Origin of the sequence: Streptomyces sp. NPDC001663 (genome assembly GCF_042893105.1) — a bacterium.
GTDB lineage: Bacteria > Actinomycetota > Actinomycetes > Streptomycetales > Streptomycetaceae > Streptomyces.
On the sequence record NZ_JBIAUR010000006.1, the window covers coordinates 164,307 to 188,673 of the forward strand.

Here is a 24,367-nt window from a genome sequence, read left to right on the forward strand (position 1 = left end):
CTCGCGGTCGTACGGCCCTCAACGCGCCCTGCGCACCTCCAGGTTGAACTCCCCGTGCCCGAAATGCCGGAAGAGGTCGAGCCACAGGGGGAGCATCATCTCCACGCTGCGTGCTGCCCGGATTCCGCCCAGGTCGAGCACCCGGTGCGGCGGCCACCCGAACTCCCCGAGCAGCGCGGTGACCTGCTCCTTGGCGGTGGCGTCCTCGCCGCAGACGAAGAGCTGGTGCTCGCCCGGCACCAGCGAGGGGTCCACCATCACCTGGCAGTTGACCGTGTTGAGCGCCTTCACCACGCGCGCGTGCGGGAACGTGCGCTGGATCTGCTCGCCCACACTGTCCGACTCGACGGGGGCCAGCCGCAGCTCCCCCTCCTCGAAGGCCAGGGGGTTGGAGACGTCGATGACGACCTTCCCGTCGAGGTTCGCCGCCCCGGCCGCCTCGAGTGCGGCCAGTGCCACCCGCCCGCCGACGGCGACCACGACCACCTCGGCCGACGAGGCCGCCTCCTCGAACGTGCCGGCCCGCGCGCCCGCACCGGCGCTCTGCGCCCACTCCAGGGCGGTCGGGTTGTCCTTGGTGCGGGAACCCAAGGTCACCTCGTGGCCGAGCTCCGCCAGCTTGCCGGCGAGCGTACGGCCCACATCGCCCGTGCCCAGTACCGCGTACCGCATGGCTACCTCCGCAAGGCGCAGCCGCCCGCGCTGGGCGGCTCTGGGTCATTCTGCTCCGGGACACGCGGATTTTTCCTAGACATGGCCGTAGGCGTCGCATGGGATGGGGCGGTGACCACGGACACCGGGACCGACGTCTTCGAAGAGCACCGCCCCGTCCTGCTGGGGGTCGCCTACCGGATGCTCGGGCGGGTGGCCGACGCCGAGGACGTGGTCCAGGAGGCCTGGCTGCGCTGGTCCGGCGCCGACCGAAGCGACGTGCGCGAGCCGCGCGGCTACCTGGTGCGCATCACCACACACCTCGCCATCGACCGGCTGCGCCAGGTCAAGGCCCGCAACGAGGCGTACGTCGGTCCGTGGCTGCCCGAGCCGTACGTGACCGACTTCGGGGACACCGTCCCGGACACCGCCGAGCAGGCCGTGCTCGCCGACTCCGTCTCCCTGGCCGTCCTCGTCGTCCTGGAGTCGCTGTCGCCACTGGAGCGGGCCGTGTTCGTGCTCAGGGAAGCCTTCGGCTACCCGTACGCGGACATCGCCGCCATGCTCGACCGCGGCGAGCCGGCCGTGCGCCAGCTCGCCGGGCGGGCCCGCAAGCACGTCGAGGAGCGGCGGCCGCGCTACGAGGTCGATCCCGCCCGGCGTCGCGAGCTCACTGAGCGGTTCCTCGCCGCCGCGGGGGAGGGCGACCTGGACGGGCTCCTGGCGCTGCTGGCGCCCGACGTGCGGCTCGTGGGCGACAGCGGCGGCAAGTCGCGGGCGCCGCTGCGGGTCCTGGAGAGCGCCGACAAGGTGGGCCGCTTCCTCATCGGGGCCGCCCGGAAGGGCGTACCGGACCCGTCCTTTCGTTTCATGGAGCTCAACGGCGGCCCCGCCCTCGTGGCGCTGTCCGCCGGCAAGCCCGACAGCGTCTTCCAGCTGGACGTCTTCCAGGGCCGCATCCAGACGGTCTACATCATCCGCAACCCCGACAAGCTGCTGTCACTGACCGCGACCTGAGGGGCCGCTGCAACCGCTCTCTGTCTTTCCCGGTGGGATCGAGGATTGGTCTTGACCAAGGGTTTGGGCCGCCCTATGGTCGCAGATAAGTGCAACAACCTTTAATAAACAAGGGCGCTAAAACGCCGCCGGACCACGGCGATTGCGGAGGACAGGGTGGGGACCACGCAGCTGGAATCGGTGCCGGAACCGAAGTACTGGCACCTCAAGACCGTGCTCAGTGAGGCATTGGACTCCGAGTTCTCCGTGGGCGAGATCCTGCCCAACGAGCGCGACCTCGCCGCCCGCTTCGGCGTCGCCCGCGCCACGCTTCGCCAGGCTCTGGAGCAGCTCGAACTGGAAGGCAGGCTGCAGCGCCGCCGCGGTGTCGGTACGACCGTCGCCCCGCCGCGCGTGGGCGTGGCCGTAGGCACCGAGCAGCACGCCTGGCCGGGGGCCGCCGGTGACGTGTGGCAGGCCGTCGACTGCACCGTGACGGCGCCGCCCGCCGCGGTCGCCGCCGCACTGGAGATCGACCCGGACGAGTCCGTGCACACGGTGCGCCGCTCGCGCATGACGCACGGCCAGCCCGTCGCCGCGGAACTGCTGTACATCCCGGCGTCGTCGGTGCCCGACCTCTCCGCCATAGACGCACCGTCCGGACCGGCACGCGCGCGTGCCGTGCTGCGCGAGCTGCAGCGGCTGGAGCTGGAGGGCCGGGACAGCTCCGTGGAGCTCGGCTCGGCCCGCGCGGACGACGCCAAGGAACTGGACCGGCTCCCCGGGGCGCCCGTCCTCGTCGTCACCACCCGTTTCATCGCCGACGGCCGCACCGCGGCGCTCTCCGTCGCCACGTATCGCGCGGACACCTGCCGGCTGACCTTCGGCGACTCCGGCGGCGTGGAGATCCACCCGAACCCCGAGCGCCGGGCCTCCTGAGCCGCCCTGCCGCCACATCGACCGCGCCCCGGAACTCCTCCGGGGCGCGAGCCGTTTCACCTGAAGGGTGTCGCGTGGTCGGCGTGGTGCAGTGAAGCCGCCCGTCAGCGTCGCGCCGTCACCGTGCCCTCCACCGCGAACAGCTGCTCCTCCACGTGGTCGAGGGCGAGCCGGAGCGCTCCCGTCGCCACCGCGGCCTCGCCGAGGAGGGACAGCGTCACCTTCGGAGGGCGCAGACAGTACCGGGCCAGTTCGCTGCGCAGGGGCTCCAGTACGCCGTCGAGGCCGGCCGCCCAGCCGCCGACGACGACGAGTTCCGGGTCGAGGGCCAGGACCAGCGCGGCCACGTCGTGGACGAGCCGCTGGATGAACCGGTCGACGGCCGCGCGGGCCCGCTGGTCGCCCTCGCGGGCCTGCGCGAAAACCGCGGCGACGGCCTGCTCGTCGAGGGGGTGCAGCGGCTCGTCGGTGGTGGACAGGAGGGTCTCCGGGGTCACCTCGCGGCCCAGCAGGTGCAGCGCGCCGATCTCGCCGGCCGCGCCTCCGTAGCCGCGGTGCAGCTGCCCGCCGATCAGTGAACCGGCGCCCGGGCTGAGGCCGGCCAGCACGAACACCATGTCGTCGGACTCGATCGCAGCGCCCTTCCAGTGCTCGGCGACGGCCGCGGCGTTGGCGTCGTTCTCGACCAGCACCGGGCACTTGAAGGAGCGGCTCAGCCGCTCGCCGAGATTCAGTCCCGTCCATTCGGGCAGCGCCGTGCCCAGCCGTACAGTCCCGTCCGCCTCGACGATCCCCGGTGTGGCGACCCCGACGGCCCGCAGGGAGCTGCGCGGGACGCCGGCCCGGCGCAGCAGCTCGGCCACGGCGGTGCGCAGCCGTTCCAGCCGCTCGTCCGCCGCAGCCGTCTCGTCGACCTCCTTGGCCTGGGCGCCCAGCACCCGGCCGTCCAGGTCGGCCAGGAGCGCGGCGACGCGGTGCGGCCCGATCTCCAGGCCCAGCAGATGCCCCGCCTCGGCCCGGAACCGGAACCTTCGCGCGGGCCGCCCCTGCCGCCGTACGACGCTCTCGTCGGCCGCCTTCTCGACGACGTAGCCCGCCTCGATGAGCCCCTCGACGACACCCTCGACGGTGGGCCGGGACAGCCCGGTCACCCGGGTGATCTCCGTCAGCGTCGCGGAGTCCGTGGCGCGCAGCGCGTGCAGCACCACCGCGGAGTTGATCCTTCGCAGCAGCGAGGGATCCCCGCCGGTCAGCCGCCCCAACGTCCGTCCTCCCAGCTCGTGCGCGTGTTGGCCGGATCGTACTCGGCGCGGCGGACCCCGGCGAGTGCCAGGGGCTCCTCCGGCGGATCAGCCCGGCGCCACGAACCCCGACTCGTACGCGGCGATCACGGCCTGCGTCCGGTCCCGCGCGCCCAACTTCGCCAGTACGGCGCTGACATGCGACTTCACCGTCTCCGTCCCGACCACCAGCCGGGTGGCGATCTCCGCGTTCGACAGTCCACGGGCCATCAGCCGCAGCACCTCGGCCTCCCGCTCGGTCAGCCGGGCCCGCTCCATCGCGGCCCGGGCCGCCCGGTTCCCGCCGTCGTCGCCGTACTCGGCGGCCAGCCGCCGCACGGAGGCCGGGAACAGCAGTGACTCGCCCTCGGCGACCAGCCGCACCGCGTGCACGATCTCGGCCGGCCGCGCCCGCTTCAGCAGAAACCCGTCGGCTCCCGCCCGCAGCGCCTCGTACACGTACTCGTCGTTCTCGAACGTCGTCACCACGAGGATCTTCGGCGGATCGTCCACCGTCCGCAGCACCGCGCGCGTGGCCTCGATGCCGTCCAGGAGCGGCATCCGTACGTCCATGGCGACCACGTCCGGCCGCAGTTGCCGCACCAGTGGGATCACCGCCGCCCCGTCGGCCGCCTCCCCGACGACCTCGATGTCGGGCTGCGCCTCCAGAACGGCCCGCAGGCCGGCGCGTACGAGCGGTTCGTCGTCGACGAGGAGAACGGTCACCGGCATCCGGTCAGCCTAGATCAACTCAGCGGCAGCTCCACATGTACCTGCCAGTCGCCCTCGTCCGGACCGGTGAGCGCGCGGCCGCCCAGCAGGGCCGCACGCTCCCGTATGCCGCGCAGGCCGCTGCCCCGGCCGGGCCCCGGTATCTCGGCGGTCAGCGGATTGCGGACCTCGAGGGTGAGGGTGCCGTCGGTGACGGTCACGCGCACGCGTGTCGGCACGGCACCCGCGTGCCGCAGCACATTGGTCAGCGCCTCCTGCAGGATGCGGTAGCCCTCACGGGAGACCGGGCCCGGGATGGACTCCAGCGGACCGGAGACCTCCGAGTCGACCTTCGCGCCGGACGCGCGCGCGGACTCCAGGAGGCGGTCCGCCTCCGCCAGCGTCGGACGGCTGCTCACCGGCCGCTCCGCCTCCCGCAGCACGCCGAGCACCCGCTCCAGGTCCTCCAGCGCGGCACGGCCGGTGTCCTCGATGGCGGCGAGAGCCCGGTCGGTGAACTCCGGGTCGCCCGCCGCGCGGGCCGCACCCGCCTGCACGACCGCCACCGTGAGGGCGTGGCCGATGGAGTCGTGCAGTTCACGCGCGATGCGATTGCGCTCCAGGAGCTGGTCCGTGCGCTCTTCCAGCGCCTCGAGGCGCTCGGCCGCGGACGGGCCGAGGAGCCGGCGCGCGACTGCGGTGATCAGCGCACCCAGGCCGACGACGACCCCGTAGAGCGCGATGAGCGGCAGCGGCACCAACAGCCAGTACGCCCAGTGCGGTTGGGCCTCGCGCAGGAGCGGGACGGCGTCGTCCGGCGCGTATCCGAGCGCGATCCGGGCCAGCTCGTACGCCAGGCCCGGCAGCCACACGCAGCTCGCCATCGCCACCGCGCCCAGCGCCATGCGCACCTCGAGCCACAACACGGTGCGCAGCCGGTCCCGCCAGGCCACCGCCGGGCTCACGGAGATGCCCGAGTCCTGCTCACTCGGCGTCAGCAGCAGCCGCGCCTGCACCCCTTCGCCAAGCCGCACCGCCGGGATGAGCCCGACCGGCACGAGCGCGGCCGCGGGCACCCACCATGTCGACATGTCGATGTAGAGCCACACGCTGACGATGAGCATCGGCACCCACAGGTGCAGCAAGCGCGTGTACGTCGTCCCCCGGAGCAACGGGCGCAGAAAGCGGGCCATTTCGACATCGTGCCAGGCGCCACTGACAACGGACTTCCCCCGCGTGGGGGAGACGATCCGCACCGCCGGGGGAGGAGAACGCCCGCCCGACCGGCCACGCTGCTGCCATGACCAGCATCGACATCCAGAACCTCACCAAGGAGTACGGCACCCGACGCGCCGTCGACCACCTCACCTTCAGCGTCCGACCCGGCCGCGTCACCGGCTTCCTCGGTCCCAACGGCGCCGGAAAGTCCACCACCATGCGGCTCGTGCTCGGCCTCGACCGACCCACCTCCGGCACCGCCACGGTCGGCGGCCGGCCCTACGCCACACTCCGCGAACCCCTGCGCCACGTCGGCGCCCTGCTCGACGCGCAGGCCGCGCACGGATCCCGTACCGGCCGGGACCACCTGCGCGTACTGGCGGCGAGCAACCGTATCCCCGGCCGCCGGGTCGACGAGGTGCTCGAGGAGAGCGGGCTCGCCTCGGTCGCGCGGCGCCGCGTGAAGACGTACTCCCTGGGCATGCGCCAGCGACTGGGCATCGCCGCCGCGCTGCTCGGCGAGCCCGAGGTGGTCATGCTCGACGAGCCCTCCAACGGCCTCGACCCGGAAGGCATCATCTGGATCCGCGCCTTGCTGCGCCGGCTCGCGGGGCAGGGCCGCACCGTGCTGGTCTCCAGCCACCTCATGAGCGAGACGGCGTCCTTCGCCGACCACCTCGTCGTCCTCGGACGCGGACGCCTCCTGGCCGACACCCCGATGCGGGAGTTCATCCACGCGCGCGTGCAGCCACGCGTACGGATCCGTACGACGGACGCGACGGCACTCAAGAGCGTCCTCGCCCGGCACGGTCACGACGCCGTGGAGCACGAGGACGGGCACTGGACCGTGGACCACGCGCGCGTGGACGACATCGGACGGCTCGCCTCCGCCGCGGGCGTGCCGATCCTCGAACTCGCCGCGGAAGAGGGCACGTTGGAGCAGGCCTATCTGGATCTCACCGGCACCGAGACCGAGTTCACCGCACAGCCTCAGGAGGCCTGACCATGGAATTCACGCCCGTACTCCACTCGGAGTGGCTCAAGATCCGTACGCTGCGGTCGCTGGTGGCCGGTCTGTGTGCCGTCCTGCCCGCCACCGCCGTGTTCTCCGCGCTCGCCGCAACCGACAGCGGCGGAGCGGACTTCGACCCGTTGTTCTCGGTCTTCTTCGGCATCAGCTTCGGCCAGATCGCGGCGATCGCCTTCGGCGTGACGGCCGTGTCCGCGGAGTTCCGCAGCGGCGCCCTGCACGCCACGTTGGCCGCGGTGCCGAGTCGGGGGCGGTGGTTCGCGGCGAAGGCGGTGGCTGTCGGCGTACCCGTGCTGGTCGTGGGGCTGGTGACGGGAGGTGTGAGCATGGTCGTCGGGCGGGCCGTCCTGGGTGCGAAGGCGGACGGGCTGACCTGGAGCGAGGAACTGCGCGGTGTGGTCGGTTGCGGGATCTATCTGACGCTGATGGCCTTGCTGGCGGCCGGTCTGACCGCGCTGCTGCGCAGCGGCGTCGCCACGCTGAGCATCCTGATCCCGTTTCTGCTGATCGTCTCGTTCGTGATCGGGGACATGTCCGGTTCCGTGGCGGATGTCCTGCCGGACAGGGCGGGGCAGGTGGTGTTCCACGAGACGTGGGACGGTGCGTTGGGGCCGTGGACGGGGCTTGCGGTGACGGGGCTCTGGGCGGGGGCGGCGTTGTTGGCGGGGGCGTGGAGTGTGGGGCGGCGGGACGCCTGACACCCCGCCAATTGTCAGTGGTAGGCGGAATACTGGATCACATGGACATCGCGAAGTGCCTCGACCTCGTTGACGAACTGTGGTCCCGGGACGCGGGTGGGCCCGGTCACGACATAGTTGTGTTAGGGGCAAGCAACGGTGACTGCCCGGAGGGCCACCTGACGGCGGGTGACGTGTATGCCCTGGAACGAGCACTCACGGAGCAGTTGACCGCCTGGCGAGGAGCGCCGGCTCGTTGGGGGACGGGAACCCTCCAGGAGCGCATTGGCCGTGGGGAGGAGATACCCGAGCCCTGGGCGCGACTCGCCGTCGAGGCAGTGGAGCTTCGGGCCTGGGAGAACGCCACCGGCCGCTGGCTCATCGTCGCCGTGGCCGACGCGGAACCCGAGGCCGAGGTTCGCCTGATCCTCGCCGCCACGAACGTCGCCCCGGTCTGACGAGTCACGCCTCCGCCGCCACCCGCAACCGCCCGAACTCCTCCGCCATCGTCTGCGCCGTCCAATGCGCGTTCAGCCCGCTGGGGTTGGGCAGCACCCACACCCGCGTGTCCCCGATCACCCGCTCCTGCGGCCCCACCTGGGCCTTGCGGTCGTCGAATGCGACCCGGTACGCCGTGACCCCCACCACCGCCAGCCACCGCGGCTTCAGCCGGTCCACCTTCAGGGCCAACTGCCGCCCGCCCTCGCGGTACTCCTCCGTACTCAGCTCGTCGGCCCGTGCCGTCGCCCGGGCCACCACGTTCGTGATGCCGAGCCCGTACGACAGCAACTCGCCCTGCTCCGACGGCTTCATGAGCCGTGGCGTGAAGCCCGACAGGTGCAGCACCGGCCAGAAGCGGTTGCCGGGCCGGGCGAAGTGATGGCCCGTCGCCGCCGTCATCAGACCTGGGTTGATGCCGCAGAACAGAACATCGAGGCCGTCCGCGACCACGTCGGGGACGAGACGGTCGCGGGCGGCCTCCAGTTCCGCCGGAGTGAAGCGGGTCAGAGGATCGCCCCCGGCGTGTAGCCCGCGGCCTCCGGGTGCTGCTTGACGATCTCCTCGATACGGCCGACGACGATGCCGACCTGGTCGGCCGCGGCGCCCGTGAAGGACAGCTTGTCGGCCATCAGAGCGTCCAGCTCGGCGCGGTCGAGCGGCAGCCGCGAGTCGGCGGCCAGCTTGTCGAGCAGCTCGTTGCGCTCGGCGCCCTGCTCGCGCATCGCCAGCGCGGAAGCGACGGCGTTCTCCTTGATGGCCTCGTGCGCGACCTCACGGCCGACACCCGCCCGCACCGCACCCATCAGCACCTTGGTCGTGGCGAGGAACGGCAGGTAGCGGTCCAACTCGCGCGCGACGACCGCCGGGAACGCGCCGAACTCGTCCAGCACCGTCAGGAACGTCTCCAGCAGACCGTCCAGCGCGAAGAACGCGTCCGGCAGCGCGACCCGGCGCACCACCGAGCAGGACACATCGCCCTCGTTCCACTGGTCGCCGGCCAGCTCGCCGGTCATCGACGCATAGCCGCGCAGGATGACCATCAGGCCGTTCACGCGCTCGCAGGAGCGGGTGTTCATCTTGTGCGGCATCGCGGAGGAGCCGACCTGGCCCGGCTTGAAGCCCTCGGTCACCAGCTCGTGCCCGGCCATCAGCCGGATCGTCTTCGCGAGAGACGAAGGCGCTGCGGCCAGCTGGACCAGCGCGGTCACGACCTCGTAGTCCAGCGAGCGTGGGTAGACCTGGCCGACCGAGGTGAAGGCCTGCGAGAAGCCCAGGTGCCGGGCGATCCGGTTCTCCAGGTCGGCCAGCTTGCCCGCGTCCCCGCCCAGCAGGTCCAGCATGTCCTGCGCCGTGCCGACCGGGCCCTTGATGCCCCGGAGGGGGTAGCGCCCGAGCAGCTCCTCGACCCGGCCGTACGCGACGAGCAGTTCGTCGGCGGCGGTCGCGAACCGCTTGCCCAGCGTCGTGGCCTGAGCGGCCACGTTGTGCGAGCGGCCCGCCATGACCAGCTCGCCGTACTCGCCCGCGAGCTTGCCCAGGCGGGCCAGCACGGCCACCGTGCGGTCGCGCATCAGCTCCAGCGAGAGCCGGATCTGCAGCTGCTCGACGTTCTCGGTGAGGTCGCGGGAGGTCATGCCCTTGTGCACGTGCTCGTGCCCGGCGAGGTCGTTGAACTCCTCGATCCGCGCCTTCACGTCGTGCCGTGTGACCTTCTCGCGCTCCGCGATGGAGGCCAGGTCGACGGTGTCGAGGACACGCTCGTAGTCGGCGATCGCCGCGTCCGGCACCTCGATCCCGAGGTCCTTCTGGGCCCGCAGCACGGCGAGCCAGAGCTGCCGCTCAAGCTTCACCTTCTGCTCGGGCGACCAGAGCGTGGCGAGCTCGGCGGAGGCGTAGCGTCCGGCGAGGACGTTCGGGATGCGGGGCTTGGCGGGCGCAGAAGTCACGTAGACGGATTCTACTGGCGATTCGTGCAGGCCAGCGCCACAGCCCCCCTTGTCGGAAGCTACGAGACCTGCGTCACCGCAGCTCCGAGTCCGCGAGCTCCGCCAGCACATCCGCATGGCACAGCTCGGGCGCGCACCAGCAGGCCAGTGTCCGCCCGCGCAGCTCCGGCACCAGGTCCAGCAGCTCGGGACGCTCCAGCAGATACGCCCGGTACATCGCCATGACCTCGGCGCGCGTGCCGTCCCGGCGGCGCTTCGGGGTGTCGTAGGCGAAGGGGTTGTACAGCGGGTGCCGGGGCAGGTCCCAGCCTCCCATGGTCCAGCGGCGGCCGACGTAGACGACGTCCTCGGGGGCGTGTTCCAGCCGGGGGCCGAACTCGTGGATCCGGCCCCTGACGTTGATCACCCGAGTCGTCATCGGCGGTTACGCCGCCGGGCCCTCGTAGGGCAGCAGTTCGGGGCGCTTCGGGGGCAGGCCGTCGCCCGAGGAGCGGCCGGTCAGTCGGCGGCCGATCCACGGCAGCAGGTGCTGCCGGGCGAAGCGGACGTCCGCGACCCGTCGCGCGGCCCACCCCGGAGGCGGCGTCACCGCCATCGGCGTGTGCCAGTCGGCGTCCTCGGGGTCGTAGCCGAGTGTCTGCCAGACCGCCTCGGCGACCCTGCGGTGGCCCTCGGCCGTGAGGTGCAGCCGGTCCACGTCCCACAGGCGCGGGTCGCTGAGCGAGGGGGCCGCGTACAGGTCGACGACCAGTGCGCCGTGGCGTGCGGCGAGGTCGTCGACGGTGACGAACAGCTCCTCCATGCGCGGCCGGAACCGCTCCAGGACCGGACCCTGGCGGCCGGGGCTGCGCATCAGCACCAGTTGTTTGCAGGACGGGGCCAGCCGTTCGACGGCCTCGGTGAGCAGGCCCTTCACCCGCCCCATGTCGCACTTGGGCCGCAGGGTGTCGTTGAGGCCGCCCACCAGCGTGATCACATCGGGTCGCATGGCTGCCGCGACGTCGACCTGCTCGTCGACGATCTGCCCGATCAGCTTGCCGCGCACGGCGAGGTTGGCGTACCGGAATCCGGGGGTGACGGCGGCCATCCGTCCGGCGAGGAGGTCGGCCCAGCCCCGGTACGTGCCGTCCGGCAGCAGGTCCGACATGCCCTCGGTGAAGGAGTCGCCGACCGCGACCAGGCTGGTGTGAGTGGGGTTCTTCTGCATGGCGTCAGAGATGGTATCCCGGGCCCATACCCGTCGGTCGGTCGGCCCGGGTACCCCTCCGGGCCGCTCAGGCCGGCTGCCCGAACAGCTCCCGCAGTACGTCCTCCATGGTCACCAGGCCGGCCAGTCGCCCGTCGTCGCCGAGCACGGCGGCGAGGTGTGTGCGGCTGCCGCGCATCGCCGTGAGGACGTCGTCCAGCGGTGTGGTCTCCCGTACGCGCGCGCTGGGTCGCATGTCCTGCACCCGGAACGGCACGTCCCGGCCGGGGGCGTCCAGCGCGTCCTTCACATGCAGATAGCCGACGATCCTGCGGTTCTCGTCCACCACCGGGAAGCGGGAGAAGCCGGATTGGGCCGACAGCTGCTCCAGCTCCTCCGGTGTGACGCCCACGCGCGCGTAGACGACGCGTTCCAGCGGCAGGACGACGTCGCGCACCGGGCGGCGGCCCAGCTCCAGCGCGTCGTGCAGCCGTTCCCGGGCGCGATCGTCGATCAGGCCCGCCTCGCCGGAGTCCCGCACGATCCGGGCAAGCTCGGCGTCCGAGAAGGTGGCCGCGACCTCGTCCTTGGTCTCCACCCGCAACAGCTTCAGCAGGGCGTTCGCGAAGGCGTTGATCGCGAAGATCACCGGGCGCAGCGCCCGGGACAGGGCGACCAGCGGCGGACCGAGCAGCAGCGCGCTGCGCACCGGTTCCGCGAGCGCGATGTTCTTGGGCACCATCTCGCCGAGCAGCATGTGCAGATACGTCGCCAGGGCCAGCGCGATCACGAAGGACACCGCGTGCCCGGCACTGGTCGGCACGCCCAGGGCGTGGAACACCGGCTCCAGCAGATGTGCGATCGCCGGCTCGGCGACCACACCCAGGACCAGGGTGCACAGGGTGATGCCGAGCTGGGCGGCGGCCATCAGCGCGGACACGTGCTCCAGTCCCCACAGCACGCTCCTGGCCCGCCGGTCGCCCTCCTCGGCGTGCGGTTCGATCTGGCTGCGGCGTACGGAGATCAGCGCGAACTCGGCGCCGACGAAGAAGGCGTTGACGACGAGGGTCGCAAAACCGATCAGCAGCTGTACGGCGGTCATCGGGCGTCCCCCTGCTCGTCCTTCGCGTGGGTCTCGTCGGTTGAATCGGCTGGGTCGGTGAAGGGTGCGTGCATCAGTACCCGTGCGGCCCGGCGCCCCGAGGCGTCCACCACGTCGAGCTGCCACCCGGCGACCTCCACGCGGTCGCCCACGGCCGGGATCCGGCCGAGCTCCGTCGCCACGAGACCGGCCAGCGTCTCGTACGGCCCCTCGGGCGCCCTGAGGCCCACGCGCGCGAGCTGGTCCACGCGCGCGGAGCCGTCGGCCGAGTACAGGGTCCGGCCTTCGTCGTCGCTGCCGGCGGTGGCCAGGTCGGGCGTCTCGTGCGGGTCGTGCTCGTCGCGGACCTCGCCGACGACCTCCTCGACGATGTCCTCGAGGGTGGCGACGCCCGCGGTGCCGCCGTACTCGTCGATGACCACGGCCATGGTGCGCTTGCCGGACAGGCGGTCCAGCAGCCGGTCGACGGTGAGGGTCTCCGGGACCAGGAGCGGTTCGCGCATCATCTCGGAGACGTGCACGCGGGTGCGGCGCTCGGCGGGTATCGCCAGGACGTCCTTGACGTGCGCGGTGCCCACGACCGAGTCGAGGTTGCCGCGGTAGACCGGGAACCGGGACAGCCCCGTCGCCCGGGTCGCGTTCGCCACGTCCTCGCAGGTCGCCTGGACGTCGAGGGCGATGACCTGGACGCGTGGCGTCATCACGTTCTCCGCGGTCAGGTCGGCGAGGTTCAGGGTCCGTACGAACAGCTCGGCGGTGTCCGCCTCCAGGGCGCCCTCCTTGGCGGAGTGCCGGGCCAGCGCCGCCAGCTCCTTGGGGCTGCGTGCGGAGGCCAGTTCCTCGGTGGGCTCCAGGCCGAAGCGGCGTACTACGCGGTTCGCCGTGTTGTTGAGGTGGGTGATGAAGGGGCGGAAGGCCGCGCTGAACAGGCGCTGCGCATTGCCCACCCGCTTGGCCACGGCCAGTGGCGAGGAGATCGCCCAGTTCTTCGGCACCAGCTCGCCGACCACCATCAGGAAGACGGTCGACAGCGCCGTACCGAGCACCAGGGCGAGCGAGCTCGCCGCGGAGGAGGAGATGCCGAGCGCCTCGAGCGGGCCCGCGATCAGCTTGGCGATCGAGGGTTCGGCGAGCATGCCGACGACCAGGTTGGTGACGGTGATGCCGAGCTGGGCGCCGGAGAGCTGGAACGTCAGGCTCCGGACGGCCTTCAGGGCACCCGACGCGCCGCGCTCGCCGCGCTCGACGGCGCGCTCCAGCTCGCCGCGCTCGACCGTGGTCAGCGAGAACTCGGCCGCGACGAAGGCGCCGCAGGCCAGCGAGAGCAGGATCGCCACCAGCAGGAGGAGCACTTCGGTCATCGGGTCACCTCCGTCCCATCGTCGGGCAGGGGCGGGAGGAACGCGCGATGTCGTGCACTGCGCGTACTACTGGGAGGCTCGCCCATGGGCGGACGCTCACACCTTTCATTGGAGGACCGGATCGGATCCGGATGCTTTCCCGCAATGGTAAAGGATCGGCAAAGGCGATCAGTGTGTGAGGTGCTTCACCCAGCGTCGCCAGTGTTCCTCGGGCGTGTACCCGGCCGCCCGCCAGGCGTGCTGCCCGGTTTCGTTGCGCACCAGCACCATCGCGTCCCCGCGCCGCCCGCCGAGCCGTACGAAGCGCTCCTCCGCGGCGGCCAGCAGCGCCGAGCCGATGCCCTGCCGCCGCCGCTCCGGGTGCACCGCCAGCCGGTACAGGTGGCAGCGCCAGCCGTCGAAGCCGGCGATCACGGTGCCGACGAGTTCGCCGCCCCGCTCGGCCAGGATCAGTGCCTCGGGGTCACGGGCGACCAGTCGCTCCACACCGTCCCGGTCGTCGCTGATGCTCGTGCCCTCGGCGGCCGTCTTCCAGAAGGCCAGCACGGTGTCGAGGTCGGCGGGCGTCGCGGCCCGTATGCGCAGATCAGTCATGCCGCGATCCCATCACGGGCGCCGGACGGGGAGGCGGAATTCCGGCATGCGGACGGTCGGCGGACGGTCATCGGCCGCGCAGCTTCTCCATGATCGGCGCGAACGCCTCCATGGACCCTTCGAGCACCGTCAGATACGTGAAGCCGTACCGCTCGCGCCGCTCCAGCGCCTGCGCGACGATCTCGTCCACGGTGCCGATCAGCACGATGGGCAGCTCCAGTGCCTGTTCGAGGGTCAGGTTCGGTATGCGCCGCAGGAACGGCGCGGCCACCGCCTCGCGGTCGTCGGTGACGACCACCGACTGGATGAGCAGGTTCAGTTCGGCCGGTTCCTTGCGGGCCTCGGCCATCCGGAGGTAGCGGGCGACGCGCTCGTCGAGCTCCTCGGCGGTGGCCGGGGTCACCTGTCCGTCGGTGCTGCCCGGTACCAGGGCCGCGCCCGCAAAGGCCGCGATGTCGGCGTGCTCGGCGGCCAGCTCCAGCATGCGGTTGCCGTTGCCGCCGATCAGCAGCGGCACCCGCGGTTTCTGCGTCGGCTGCGGCTGGTGCTCGTCGGAGGTCAGCAGCCGCTCCAACTCCTCGACGGTGTGCCGCAGATGGTCCACCCGCTCGCCCGGCAAGCCGAACGGCAGCCCGGCCTTGTCGTGCTCCGCCTTGACGTAACCCGCGCCAAGTCCGAGTTCGAGGCGTCCGCCGGTCAGGGCGTCGGTCGTGGCGACCTCGCGGGCGAGCAGCGTGGGGTTCCAGAAGCCCGCGTTGAGTACGAACGTGCCCACCCGCGGCCGCTCGGTGACCGCTGCCGCCGCGACCAGCGCCGGGAACGGCGAGGGCTTGCCGAGGTGGTCGGGGATCAGGATCACGTCGTAGCCGAGTTCCTCGGCCTGCCGGCACTTGGCGCGCCATGCGTCGGTGGGGGCGGCGGCGTTGAGGTTGACTCCGAAACGGAACGGGCGCGGCATGAACTCTCCTCAGCAGCAAGCGACTTGAGTGCTCACCGTGATTCCATCACTCGGGTGGGACGGCCGCCAGTACGTCCATGGCGGATGCACGCATCGCGCCCCGTCACCGGCCCCGCAAGCGCTCCACGACGGGACCGAACGCCTCCATGTACGGTTCGAGCACGGTGACGTACGAGAAGCCGTACCGCTCGCGCTGTGCCAGCACCTTCGCGACGATCTCGTCCAGGGTGCCGACGAGGATGGCGGGCAGCTCCAGCACGGTGTGCAGGCTCAGTTCCGGACGTCGGGACAGCAGCGGCCGGAGAACGGCCTCCGGATCCTCCGTGACGACCGCCATCTGGACGAGCAGGTTCAGTTCGGCCGGTTCCTTGCGGGCCTCGGCCAGCCGGAGGTAGCGGGCGACGCGCTCGTCGAGTTCCTCGGCGGTGGTAGGGGCGAGCTTTCCAGTCGTGCTGCCCGGTTCGAGATACGCCCCCGCGAAGGCCGCGATGTCGGCGTGCTCGGCGGTGAGTCGCAGCATCCGGTTGCCGTTGCCGCCGATCATCAAGGGCACACGGGGCTGCTGGACGGGCTGCGGCTGCTCGTCGGAGGTGAGCAGCCGCTCCAACTCCTCGACCGTGCGCCGGAGATGGTCCACCCGCTCGCGCGCCGAGCCGAAGGGCAGTCCGGCGGTGTCGTGCTCGGTCTGTACATAGCCGGTGCCCAGGCCGAGTTCGAGGCGCCCGCCGGTCAGAGCGTCCGTGGTGGCGACCTCGCGGGCGAGCAGCGTGGGGTTCCAGAAGCCCGCGTTGAGCACGAAGGTGCCCAGTCGCGGCCGCTCGGTCGCCTCCGCCGCCGCGACCAGTGCCGGGAAGGGGGCGACCATGCCGAGATGGTCGGGGACCAGGATCACGTCGTAGCCGAGTTCCTCGGCACGTCGGCACTTGGCGCGCCACTCGGCGGCGGGGGACGGGGTGATCAGGCTTGCTCCGAAGCGGAAGGGGCGCGGCATGAACTCTCCTCACCGGCAAGCGAATTGAGGACCTGCCGCCATCCCATCACTCGTGCGCGATCGCCGCCAGTACGTTCATGCGGGAGGCACGCAGCGCCGGCAGCAGCGCCGCCACGATGCCCACCACCGCCGAGCCGATCACAACCGCGACGACGGTGGTCCACGGGATCGCCAGCGCCTTCATGCCCTGCAGGGCCAGCACCTGTTGGACGCACACGCCCCACACCAAGCCGAGCGCGAGCCCCAGGACCGCACCGAACACCGCGATCACCACCGACTCCAGCCGGATCATCCGGCGCAGCTGGCGCCGGGCGAGCCCGATGGCCCGCAGCAGGCCGATCTCCCGGGTCCGCTCCACGACCGACAGGGCGAGGGTGTTGACGACGCCGAGCACCGCGATGATGATCGCGAGCCCGAGCAGCGCATACACCAGGTAGAGCAGCACGGCGATCTGGTCGTGCACCAGCTTCTTGTAGTCGGCCTGGTCGCGCACCTGGACCTGCGGATACGGCTCGAGGTTCGTGTCCAGGTTCTTGCGCAGCTGGTCGGGGCTCGTGCCGGAGGCCGCGTTCACGTACAGCGCGGAGTCCTGCCCGCCGGGCACGTACTTCTCGACCGTCGCGATCCCGAAGAACAGCCCGCCCTGCATCCCGAAACCGCCGGAGTTGTCCTGGTCGGTGAGCGCGGTGACCTTCAACTCCGTCTTCTTTCCGGCGGGGAACTCGACGGGGATCGTGCTGCCGACCCGGACGCCGTGGTCCTTGGCGAAGTCGACGTCCATGCCGAGGCTGCCGGGTGCGAGTGCCGCCGCCGAGTTCCCGGAGGCGTACGTCACGTGGGCGACGTCGTCGACCCCGTTGTCGTAACCCGCCGCGGTCGTCTCGATGCGCTTGCCGTCCGGCAGTCGTACGGCGATCGGTGCGAACCGCTGCCGTACGACGAGACCGACGCCCTCGGTGCCGCGCACCTTGTCGGTGACCTCCTGCGAGAACGGCACGAAGTTGCTGTTCTGGATCACGAAGTCGGCGCCCAGCGTCTTGTCGATCTGCTGGTCGAAGGACTTCGACATGGAGGCGCTGGCCACTGACATGCCGCCGACCAGGGCGAGGCCCACCATGAGGGCGGCCGCGGTGGCGCCCGTACGGCGCGGGTTGCGCAGGGCGTTGCGCTGGCTCATGCGGCCGACCGAGCCGAACAGGGCCGGGAAGGCGCCGCCCAGCACGCGGATCACCGGGCGGACCAGGAGAGGGCCCGCGATGACGGTCGCGATCAGGGTCAGTACGACGCCGAGCCCCAGCAGCGAGGCCGACGAGGCCGTCTTCGTCGCGGTGGCACAGCCGACGAGGGCCGCGGCGCCGAGCACCCCGACGACCGAGCCGACGATCGCCCGCACCCGCAACGGCTTTCCGATACCGGCGATCTCGGCGTCGGCGAGCGCGGCCATCGGCGAGACGCCCGCCGCGCGCCGGGCCGGCAGGTAGGCCGCGACGAAGGTGACACCGACGCCGACGACGTACGCCGCCACGGGAGTTCCCCAGCCGACGACCATCTCCGTGGTCTTGAGGTTCATCCCGAACACGCTCATGAGCTTGATCAGCCCGGCTGCGAGCCCGATGCCCGCCGCCAGGCCCAGCGTCGAGCCGACCAGGCCGAGCAGGATCGCCTCGGTCAGCACGGACCGCCGCACCTGCCGCCGGTCCGCGCCGAGGGCCCGCAGCAGGCCCAGCTCCCGGGTGCGCTGGGCGATCAGCATGGAGAAGGTGTTGACGATCAGGAAGACGCCGACCAGGACGGCGATCCCGGCGAAGCCGAGCATCACGTACTTGATCACGTCGAGGAACCCGCCGAGGTCCGAGGTGGCCGACTTGGCCTGCTCGTCGGCGGTCTTGACGTCGTAGGTGCCGGTGCCGACCGCGGCGACGATCCGGGTCTTGAGCTGGGCGTCGCTCACGCCCTTGGCCGCGTCCACCGAGATGCTGGTGGCCTTGCCCGCCGAACCGAGCAGCTGGGTGGCGGCGGTCTTCGGGTCGAGGAAGACCAGGGCCGCACCCGGGTTGGTGGTGGTGAAGGTGGCGATGCCGACGATCCGCACCTTGAAGGTGCCCGGCTGGGCCAGCACGGTGAGGGTGTCGCCGATCTTCACATGCTTCTTGTCGGCGGTGTCGGCGTCCAGCAGCGCCTCGCCGCCGGACTGCGGGGCGTGGCCCGAGGTCAGCTTCACGGGGCTGCGGGCGGTGAGGTACCAGTCCGTGGCGATGGTGGGTGCGCCGGTGGTGGGGCCGACGGACTTGTTCTTGCTGTCGACCACGGTGATGTTCTCGACGCTGACGTCCGCGTGGGTCGAGGCGACGCCGTCGACCTTCGCCACGCGCTCCGCGAGCGCGGCGGGCACGGTCTCGGCCTCGCCGGTCGGCACCTGGGACTTGAGGTCCTGCCTCGGCTCCACCGTCACATCGGCGGACGTGGAGTGGAACAGCCGGTCGAAGGTGCGGGTGACCGTGTCGGAGAAGATCAGGCTGCCCGCGACGAACGCCACGGACAGGACGATTGCCAGCGCGGAGAGCAGCAGGCGTCCCTTGTGCGCGAGGAAGCTCCTGAGCGTCGCCTTCAGCACGGGTTCAGTCCTTGTCCAGTGTCACGTCGGTGGAGGGGCCGTCGGTTACGTCCGCGGAGGGGCCGTCGTCCTCGAACTGGCTGCGGATCACGTCGAACCGCTTCATTCGTTCCAGCACCGCCTCCGCCGTCGGCCGTTGCATCTCGTCCACGATGCGCCCGTCCGCGAGGAACAGCACCAGGTCGGAGTGGGCGGCGGCGCCGGGGTCGTGGGTGACCATGACGACCGTCTGGCCGAGTTCGTCGACGGCCCGGCGCAGGAAGGCGAGAACCTCGAGGCCGGCCCGGGAGTCGAGGTTGCCGGTCGGCTCGTCCGCGAAGATCAGCTCGGGCCGGGAGGCCAGCGCCCGCGCGCAGGCCACGCGCTGCTGCTGACCGCCGGACAGCTGGGCTGGCCGGTGCTTGAGGCGGTCCCGCAGCCCCAGCGTGTCGATGACCTGGTCCAGCCATTTCTCGTCGGGCTTCTTGCCCGCGATGTCCATGGGCAGGGTGATGTTCTCGGCCGCGTTCAGCGTCGGGATGAGGTTGAACGACTGGAACATGAAGCCGATCCGGTCCCGGCGCAGCCGGGTCAGCTCGCGCTCCTTCAGCCCGGTGATCTCGGTGTCGCCGAGCCACACCTGCCCGGCCGACACCGTGTCCAGGCCCGCCAGGCAGTGCATCATCGTGGACTTTCCGGAGCCCGAAGGGCCCATGACCGCGGTGAAGCGGCCGCGCGCGATGTCCACGTCCACCGAGTCGAGGGCCAGCACGGTCGTCTCGCCCGAGCCGTACGCCTTGGTCAGACCGCGGGCGCGGGCCGCGTTCCCGTCGGCCGACGCATGGCCCGGGGCGTGCTCCGCAGCAGGTGTGGACAAGGCCGCCTCCTCGCTCATGGACACTCGACCTCCTCGTCCCGGCCGAGCCTAGTGTGATCCTGAGCACAGTCGAAATCCCCCGGAGGTCCAGGGTGGTCTCCACCGCAGGTCGGGCCCCTGAGACCCGTGTAAGGGGCACTTTCCACCCCTGGGAGGACCTCTTGTCGCGCTAGCACTTCAGCGCTAGCTTCGAAGTATGGCGAAGACCCAGCTGAACGTGAGAGTGGACGAGGGCACGGCCCGCGCCGCCCGTGAGCGCGCCTTGGCCCGTGGCATGAGCGTCAACCGCTACATCGAGGAACTCGTGAAACAGGACACCGGAGAGGTCGGCCACACGTTCGTGGAGGCCGCCGCAGACTTCATGAAGCAGTACGAGGCGGTCTTCGCCGAGGAGTTCGGCAGCGAGGACGACAACACGCGCGAAGCTCGCCGCTGATCCCTTGAGCAACCTCAGCATCGATCTCGCCTGGCTTCTCATGCTCGCCGAACAGAAGACGCCCGGGGATCCCCAGGTCACTGACTGGGGTGCCCTCGTCGCGGCGGTCGCGCGCCACGAGGCCCAGATCTTCGACGTCCCGGTCTACGACGACCCGCACGCACGCGCGGCGGCCCTGCTCCAACTCCTCATCCACGTGCCCGCGTTGGAGCGCTCGAACGCCCTCTTCGCCTCGGCCGTCGCATACGCCTACCTCGTCGCCAGCGGCCTCAGGGTCACCACTTCGCCGGTGCAGGTGCGCGACCTGGCGCGCCTGGTCAAGAAGGGCAATGCCACGGTGTACGACATCGCGGCGGAGCTGCGCAGCTGGACCATGTGAGCGGGGCGATCAGGCGGCCTCTTCGCCGGTCTCAGGCCGCCACGCCGTACCGAGCACGCAGTACGAGGTGGGCAGCTTCGGCCCTTTGTCCGGCATCAACAGCCGCCGGTAGGGGCCGAGTTCGAACCCGGCGTTCCGCAGGGCTGCGATCGGGTCGCGGGCCAGGTGGCAGCCGCCGTTGAGCGGCGGCCACAGGGTGCGGTCCAGGGCGCGCTGGGTGAGGACCATCGCCGGTCCGCCGCCCCGCCCGTGCTCGAAGAACCGCACGACACCGCCGGGGCGCAGCACCCGTCGTACCTCTGCGAGCGCCCGCGGCACGTCGCGCACGCTGCACAGCACCAGCGAGACCACCACCGCGTCGAAGGCCTCGCTCTTGACGGGGAGTGCCTCCGCCGCGCCCGGTGCGACGTCCACCGGGACCTCGGCGCGCAGGGCGTTCTCGACGGCCAACTGCCGTAGCGTGCGCTCCGGTTCGATCGCCACGACCTCCGAGACCGTGCTCGGATAGTGCGCGAAGTTCAGTCCGTTGCCCGCGCCGATCTCGATCACCCGCCCGGACAGACCGGTGAGCAGCCGGTCGCGGATCCCGCCCATCCCCATCCGGGTCTCGGCGGACACACTGATCCGGGCGTAGTAGCGGGCGAACAGCGGATGGTGCACGGGATCCCGCGCCACCTTGGTGGCGCCGGGGGACCGTAGCGGCATGGGGACCTCCTGTGCAGGACGGGCCTTGCCACGATTCTCCCCCGTACGGGCCCCGCGCACCCCCGCTGTCTTTTGTCAGGCTCGGCTCACGCGATGAAGTCCCGCACCTGCTCGTACACCCCGTGGTCGTTGTTCATGTCGGTGTGCGAGATGCACCCGACCTCGACGTTGGTCGCGCCGCTCAGGATCGCGGTGGTGTCCGGGGTGAGCGCGTCGTCGCAGTTCGACCAGTAGCTGGCGTACGAGACGCTGCCCGGTGTCTCGTCACCGGAGTTCAGCGAGGTCAGGAAGGAGCTTCCGGTGTACATCTCCGCGCAGGAGGTGTAGAGCCACTTGCACCACGAGGCGGTCGTCGTGCCGTGGTTCACGCCCGCCGCCGAGACGAAGTCGTCGACGTACGAGGTCCCGCCGAGGTTCTTGAGGTAGTAGCGCGAGCCGAGGGCGCCCATCGAGTGGACGACCAGGTCGACCTTCGAGGCGCCCGTCTGCGCGAGCACGCTCTTGACCTCGGTGGCCAGATGCTGGGCGGTGGTGACGTTCGACTGCGACCAGTCGTACGACCAGGCGAACAGCTCGGAGGAGGAGTAGCCGTCGGCCTCGAAGTCGGCGATCCAGTCGTCCCAGCTGCTCGCCGAACTGCTCAGGCCGTGCACGAAGACGATCGGGTTGTGGGTCGCCGCGTGAGCGGGCGCGGCGGACAGGGAGAGAGACAGAAGGAGCGATGAGACCACGGCCGACACGACCGTGACGATGCGACGCTTGAAGCGCTGCATGATGCCTCCTGGTACGGGTGGGGTTGCCAGGAGTGTCGGATCGGGTCTACGCGCGCCGCATCGGCGAAATCGCCGGTCTTTACGGGTCAATTAACTCGCCAGTAACGTCATTCGTGTGGTGACTCAGGTGAACCCCCCGCCCCTCGACCGCACTTCGCCACCGCAGCGCGACGCCTCCGCGCTTCCCGAGGGCGTCCGGATCCGGGTACTGCACGTGGTGTACGGCGACCCGCGCGCCGCCGCCGAACTCGTACCGCTGCTCACCGAGCGCCAGTCGGCCGGCCTCGACCCGCTGCCCACGGACCCCGCCGCACTGGCCCCCGCCCTGCTGCGGGCGCACCGCGCGGAGATCCGGGCGCTCCCGGACGACACCCGCCTCCTGCTGCTCCTCGCGGCGGCCGACCAGTACCCGGTCGCCACCCACGCCTTCCTGCGCGCGGTCGCCGCCGCACGCCTGGACACCCGCCCGCTGGAGACGGCCGACACCGCCGGCATCGCGCACGCGGGAGCGGGCGGTGTCGTCTTCCGCGACGCCTGGACGAGGATCGCCGCGTACGAGGCCGGCTCCCCGGCGGACCGGCGTGACGTGCACCGGCTGCTGGCCCGCGTGCTGCGCGGCGGCGGCGAGACCCCCCGCCGCTCCTGGCACCGGGGCGCGGGTGCGCTCGGCCCGAGCGGACGGCTCGCCACGGAGCTGGGCGCCGCCGCGGGCCAGGCACGGGACACCGGCCAGCTCACGCTGGCCCGCGCGCTGACCGAACGCGCCGCCGGGCTCTGCCCCGACCCGTCCGAACAGACCCGCCTGCTCACCCGCGCCGCCACCGACGCCTGGCACGCGGGCGACGCCGACCGCGCCCACCGCCTGGCGGCCACCGCCACGGCCGACGACGCCCTGACAGGCTTGTTCGCACTTCGCGCGGGGAATGCGACGGAGGCCTTCGACGCACTGCTGGCAGCGGCGGCGCAGACCGGCACGGATGGGCGAGGGAACGGTTCTGCGCCTGCCAGCGGCCCTGCGGCGGTCGACGCTGCGTCGGCCAACGGCGGTGCTTCGGCGCCCGACGGTTCCGCAGCCACCGATGGCACGGCCCCCGCCGCCCACATCCTCGCCCGAGCCACCGAAGCCGCCATGTACACCGGTGACCTGCGCCGTTGCCGCGAGGCTGCGGGCGTGGCCGAGCGGCTGGGGGTCGTGCCGCCCGGCACGCTGGGCGGGCTAGCCGCCGCGTTCGAGGGGCGGTACGAGGACGCGCGGGATCTGCTGGAGGCGGCGGCCGGGCGGTGCGGTCCGGGAGGGGACCCCACCCTGCTGGTGCACGCCGGCATCGCCGCCCTTCTGCTCGGCGACCACACCCGCGCCGCCACCGCCACGGTGCGGGCGGCCGCGTCGGCACGCGCGCGTGGCGTGACCGCAACTGCCGTGCAGGCACAGGAGTTCCGGGCCTACGCCGAGTTCTGGACCGGGCGCCCGCACGCCGGCGCGGCCACCGCCACGGACGCCCTGCGCCAGGCCTACGCCACCGGCCAGGACAACGGCGCCGGCCATCTGCAGGCCGCCCTCGCCATGTTCGCGGCCGTCACGGGCGACGCCGACACCTGCCGTCAGCGCGCGGCGGCCGCACGGTCGTACGCCCTGCCCCGCGGTCTGGGACTGCCCGCCGCGCTCGCCCAGTGGGCGCTCGCCTTCCTCGACCTGGCGGACGGCCGCTTCGCCGGTGCGGCGGTCCGGCTGCGCGCCCTCGCCGGGTTCGGCCCGGGCCACGGCCACCGAGCCATCCGGCATCTGGCCACCCCGCACTACGTGGAGGCCGCCGTCCGCACCGGCGACACCCGTGTCGCCCGGGCCGCCCACGCCGACTACCACCGCTGGGCCACCGCCGTGCGCAGCCCCGACGACCTGGCCCTCAGCGCCCGCTGCCGGGCCCTGCTCGCGCCCGGCGCCGAGGCCGTCGAGCACTACCGCACCGCGCTCGACCTGCACGCGCGCGGCACCCGCGACTTCGAACGCGCCCGCACGGAGCTGCTGTTCGGCAGTGCGCTGCGCCGGCTGCGCCGCCGTACGGAGGCACGCGACCGTCTCGCCGGCGCCCTGGAGGCGTTCGACTGTTTCGGCGCCCCGCACTGCGCGGCGCAGGCCCGCGCCGAACTCCGTGCGCTGGGCGCACCCGCCACCGCATCGCGAGGAGGCGGCGACGACCCCACCACGCGCCTGACGGCACAGCAGCAACTGATCGCCCGGATGGCCGCCGACGGCGCCACCAACCGCGAGATCGCCGCCCGCCTGGCCCTCAGCCCCCGCACCATCGACCACCATCTGCGGGGCGTGTTCAGCCGGCTGGGCATCCGCTCACGGATCGAACTGGTACGGCTCTTCGGCGACGACGGCACCACCCGGTGACGAGGCCGCGCCGCTCATCCGAATGGCAGATCGGTCGCTCATCGTGCAGATGTCGCTGCAAAGCG

General features: G+C 71.7%; 25 protein-coding genes. 8 read left to right on the forward strand and 17 right to left on the reverse strand.

The window, feature by feature from the left end:
- Positions 1–18: 18 nt before the first annotated feature.
- Entirely contained in the window at positions 19–672 is a 654-nt protein-coding gene (locus tag ACFY1L_RS20485; protein WP_388825826.1) for an NADPH-dependent F420 reductase, read from the reverse strand.
- A 111-nt stretch (positions 673–783) separates the two neighbouring features.
- Between ACFY1L_RS20485 and ACFY1L_RS20490 the strand changes: the two genes are divergently transcribed.
- A complete protein-coding gene (locus ACFY1L_RS20490; RefSeq protein ID WP_388825829.1) occupies positions 784–1,668 on the forward strand; it encodes an RNA polymerase sigma-70 factor in 885 nt (294 codons plus the stop codon).
- A gap of 156 nt (positions 1,669–1,824) precedes the next feature.
- Complete coding sequence (locus ACFY1L_RS20495) at positions 1,825–2,586, forward strand: GntR family transcriptional regulator (RefSeq protein ID WP_388825832.1); 762 nt, start codon at positions 1,825–1,827, stop codon at positions 2,584–2,586.
- A 104-nt stretch (positions 2,587–2,690) separates the two neighbouring features.
- Here the strand turns inward: ACFY1L_RS20495 and ACFY1L_RS20500 are convergent, their stop codons facing one another.
- The 3 genes from ACFY1L_RS20500 to ACFY1L_RS20510 all read right to left on the reverse strand — a co-directional run bounded on the left by ACFY1L_RS20500 (position 2,691) and on the right by ACFY1L_RS20510 (position 5,770).
- Positions 2,691–3,848 carry an ROK family protein gene (locus tag ACFY1L_RS20500; RefSeq protein ID WP_388825834.1) on the reverse strand — a complete coding sequence of 386 codons (1,158 nt, stop codon included), beginning with the start codon at positions 3,846–3,848 and terminating at the stop codon, positions 2,691–2,693.
- A gap of 87 nt (positions 3,849–3,935) precedes the next feature.
- A complete protein-coding gene (locus ACFY1L_RS20505; RefSeq protein WP_388825837.1) occupies positions 3,936–4,598 on the reverse strand; it encodes a response regulator in 663 nt (220 codons plus the stop codon).
- 14 nt (positions 4,599–4,612) lie between these two features.
- The gene (locus ACFY1L_RS20510; RefSeq protein ID WP_388825840.1) at positions 4,613–5,770 is read right to left on the reverse strand and encodes a sensor histidine kinase; all 1,158 of its coding nucleotides are present in this window, start codon (positions 5,768–5,770) and stop codon (positions 4,613–4,615) included.
- Positions 5,771–5,877: 107 nt separating this feature from the next.
- On the opposite strand from ACFY1L_RS20510, the gene ACFY1L_RS20515 reads away from it, so the two are divergent.
- The 3 genes from ACFY1L_RS20515 to ACFY1L_RS20525 are packed head-to-tail and all read left to right on the forward strand — an operon-like array spanning position 5,878 to position 7,960.
- Entirely contained in the window at positions 5,878–6,798 is a 921-nt protein-coding gene (locus ACFY1L_RS20515; RefSeq protein ID WP_388825843.1) for an ABC transporter ATP-binding protein, read from the forward strand.
- Between the two features lie 2 nt (positions 6,799–6,800).
- A complete protein-coding gene (locus tag ACFY1L_RS20520) occupies positions 6,801–7,523 on the forward strand; it encodes an ABC transporter permease subunit (protein WP_388825846.1) in 723 nt (240 codons plus the stop codon).
- 41 nt (positions 7,524–7,564) lie between these two features.
- Positions 7,565–7,960 (forward strand): hypothetical protein, encoded by a 396-nt coding sequence (locus ACFY1L_RS20525; protein WP_388825849.1) that lies wholly within the window; start codon positions 7,565–7,567, stop codon positions 7,958–7,960.
- Between the two features lie 4 nt (positions 7,961–7,964).
- Here ACFY1L_RS20525 and mug read toward each other — a convergent pair whose 3' ends face one another.
- The 11 genes from mug to ACFY1L_RS20580 form a co-directional block, all read right to left on the reverse strand.
- Positions 7,965–8,510 carry a G/U mismatch-specific DNA glycosylase gene (gene mug, locus ACFY1L_RS20530; protein WP_388826887.1) on the reverse strand — a complete coding sequence of 182 codons (546 nt, stop codon included), beginning with the start codon at positions 8,508–8,510 and terminating at the stop codon, positions 7,965–7,967.
- Entirely contained in the window at positions 8,507–9,949 is a 1,443-nt protein-coding gene (gene purB / locus ACFY1L_RS20535) for an adenylosuccinate lyase (protein ID WP_388825852.1), read from the reverse strand. Before purB ends, mug begins: the two co-directional genes overlap by 4 nt.
- A 73-nt stretch (positions 9,950–10,022) precedes the next feature.
- Entirely contained in the window at positions 10,023–10,367 is a 345-nt protein-coding gene (locus ACFY1L_RS20540; protein ID WP_388825856.1) for a DUF4326 domain-containing protein, read from the reverse strand.
- Positions 10,368–10,373: 6 nt separating this feature from the next.
- Positions 10,374–11,156 carry an SGNH/GDSL hydrolase family protein gene (locus ACFY1L_RS20545; protein WP_388825858.1) on the reverse strand — a complete coding sequence of 261 codons (783 nt, stop codon included), beginning with the start codon at positions 11,154–11,156 and terminating at the stop codon, positions 10,374–10,376.
- 67 nt (positions 11,157–11,223) lie between these two features.
- Positions 11,224–12,237, reverse strand: coding sequence for a hemolysin family protein (locus tag ACFY1L_RS20550; protein WP_388825861.1), 1,014 nt, complete (start codon positions 12,235–12,237; stop codon positions 11,224–11,226).
- Positions 12,234–13,598 carry a hemolysin family protein gene (locus tag ACFY1L_RS20555; protein ID WP_388825864.1) on the reverse strand — a complete coding sequence of 455 codons (1,365 nt, stop codon included), beginning with the start codon at positions 13,596–13,598 and terminating at the stop codon, positions 12,234–12,236. The genes ACFY1L_RS20550 and ACFY1L_RS20555 overlap by 4 nt, the downstream gene beginning before the upstream one ends.
- 168 nt (positions 13,599–13,766) lie before the next feature.
- Positions 13,767–14,192, reverse strand: coding sequence for a GNAT family N-acetyltransferase (locus ACFY1L_RS20560; RefSeq protein WP_388825867.1), 426 nt, complete (start codon positions 14,190–14,192; stop codon positions 13,767–13,769).
- 67 nt (positions 14,193–14,259) lie between these two features.
- Complete coding sequence (locus tag ACFY1L_RS20565; protein WP_388825870.1) at positions 14,260–15,150, reverse strand: LLM class F420-dependent oxidoreductase; 891 nt, start codon at positions 15,148–15,150, stop codon at positions 14,260–14,262.
- A 103-nt stretch (positions 15,151–15,253) separates the two neighbouring features.
- Positions 15,254–16,141, reverse strand: coding sequence for an LLM class F420-dependent oxidoreductase (locus tag ACFY1L_RS20570; RefSeq protein WP_388825873.1), 888 nt, complete (start codon positions 16,139–16,141; stop codon positions 15,254–15,256).
- A 46-nt stretch (positions 16,142–16,187) separates the two neighbouring features.
- Positions 16,188–18,755, reverse strand: coding sequence for an ABC transporter permease (locus tag ACFY1L_RS20575; protein ID WP_388825876.1), 2,568 nt, complete (start codon positions 18,753–18,755; stop codon positions 16,188–16,190).
- A 4-nt stretch (positions 18,756–18,759) separates the two neighbouring features.
- On the reverse strand, positions 18,760–19,611 hold the full coding sequence (locus ACFY1L_RS20580; RefSeq protein WP_388826890.1) for an ABC transporter ATP-binding protein: 852 nt from the start codon (positions 19,609–19,611) through the stop codon (positions 18,760–18,762).
- A 196-nt stretch (positions 19,612–19,807) separates the two neighbouring features.
- Between ACFY1L_RS20580 and ACFY1L_RS20585 the strand changes: the two genes are divergently transcribed.
- Together ACFY1L_RS20585 and ACFY1L_RS20590 are read left to right on the forward strand one after the other, a co-directional pair.
- The gene (locus tag ACFY1L_RS20585) at positions 19,808–20,047 is read left to right on the forward strand and encodes a toxin-antitoxin system HicB family antitoxin (protein ID WP_388825879.1); all 240 of its coding nucleotides are present in this window, start codon (positions 19,808–19,810) and stop codon (positions 20,045–20,047) included.
- Positions 20,048–20,051: 4 nt separating this feature from the next.
- Entirely contained in the window at positions 20,052–20,426 is a 375-nt protein-coding gene (locus ACFY1L_RS20590) for a fic family toxin-antitoxin system, toxin component (protein ID WP_388825882.1), read from the forward strand.
- A gap of 9 nt (positions 20,427–20,435) precedes the next feature.
- On the opposite strand, the gene ACFY1L_RS20595 is transcribed toward ACFY1L_RS20590, so the two are convergent.
- Positions 20,436–21,131 (reverse strand): class I SAM-dependent methyltransferase, encoded by a 696-nt coding sequence (locus ACFY1L_RS20595; RefSeq protein ID WP_388825885.1) that lies wholly within the window; start codon positions 21,129–21,131, stop codon positions 20,436–20,438.
- A gap of 86 nt (positions 21,132–21,217) precedes the next feature.
- Complete coding sequence (locus ACFY1L_RS20600) at positions 21,218–21,904, reverse strand: esterase/lipase family protein (RefSeq protein WP_388825888.1); 687 nt, start codon at positions 21,902–21,904, stop codon at positions 21,218–21,220.
- A gap of 115 nt (positions 21,905–22,019) precedes the next feature.
- Between ACFY1L_RS20600 and ACFY1L_RS20605 the strand changes: the two genes are divergently transcribed.
- A complete protein-coding gene (locus ACFY1L_RS20605; protein ID WP_388825891.1) occupies positions 22,020–24,302 on the forward strand; it encodes a LuxR C-terminal-related transcriptional regulator in 2,283 nt (760 codons plus the stop codon).
- Positions 24,303–24,367: the final 65 nt, after the last annotated feature.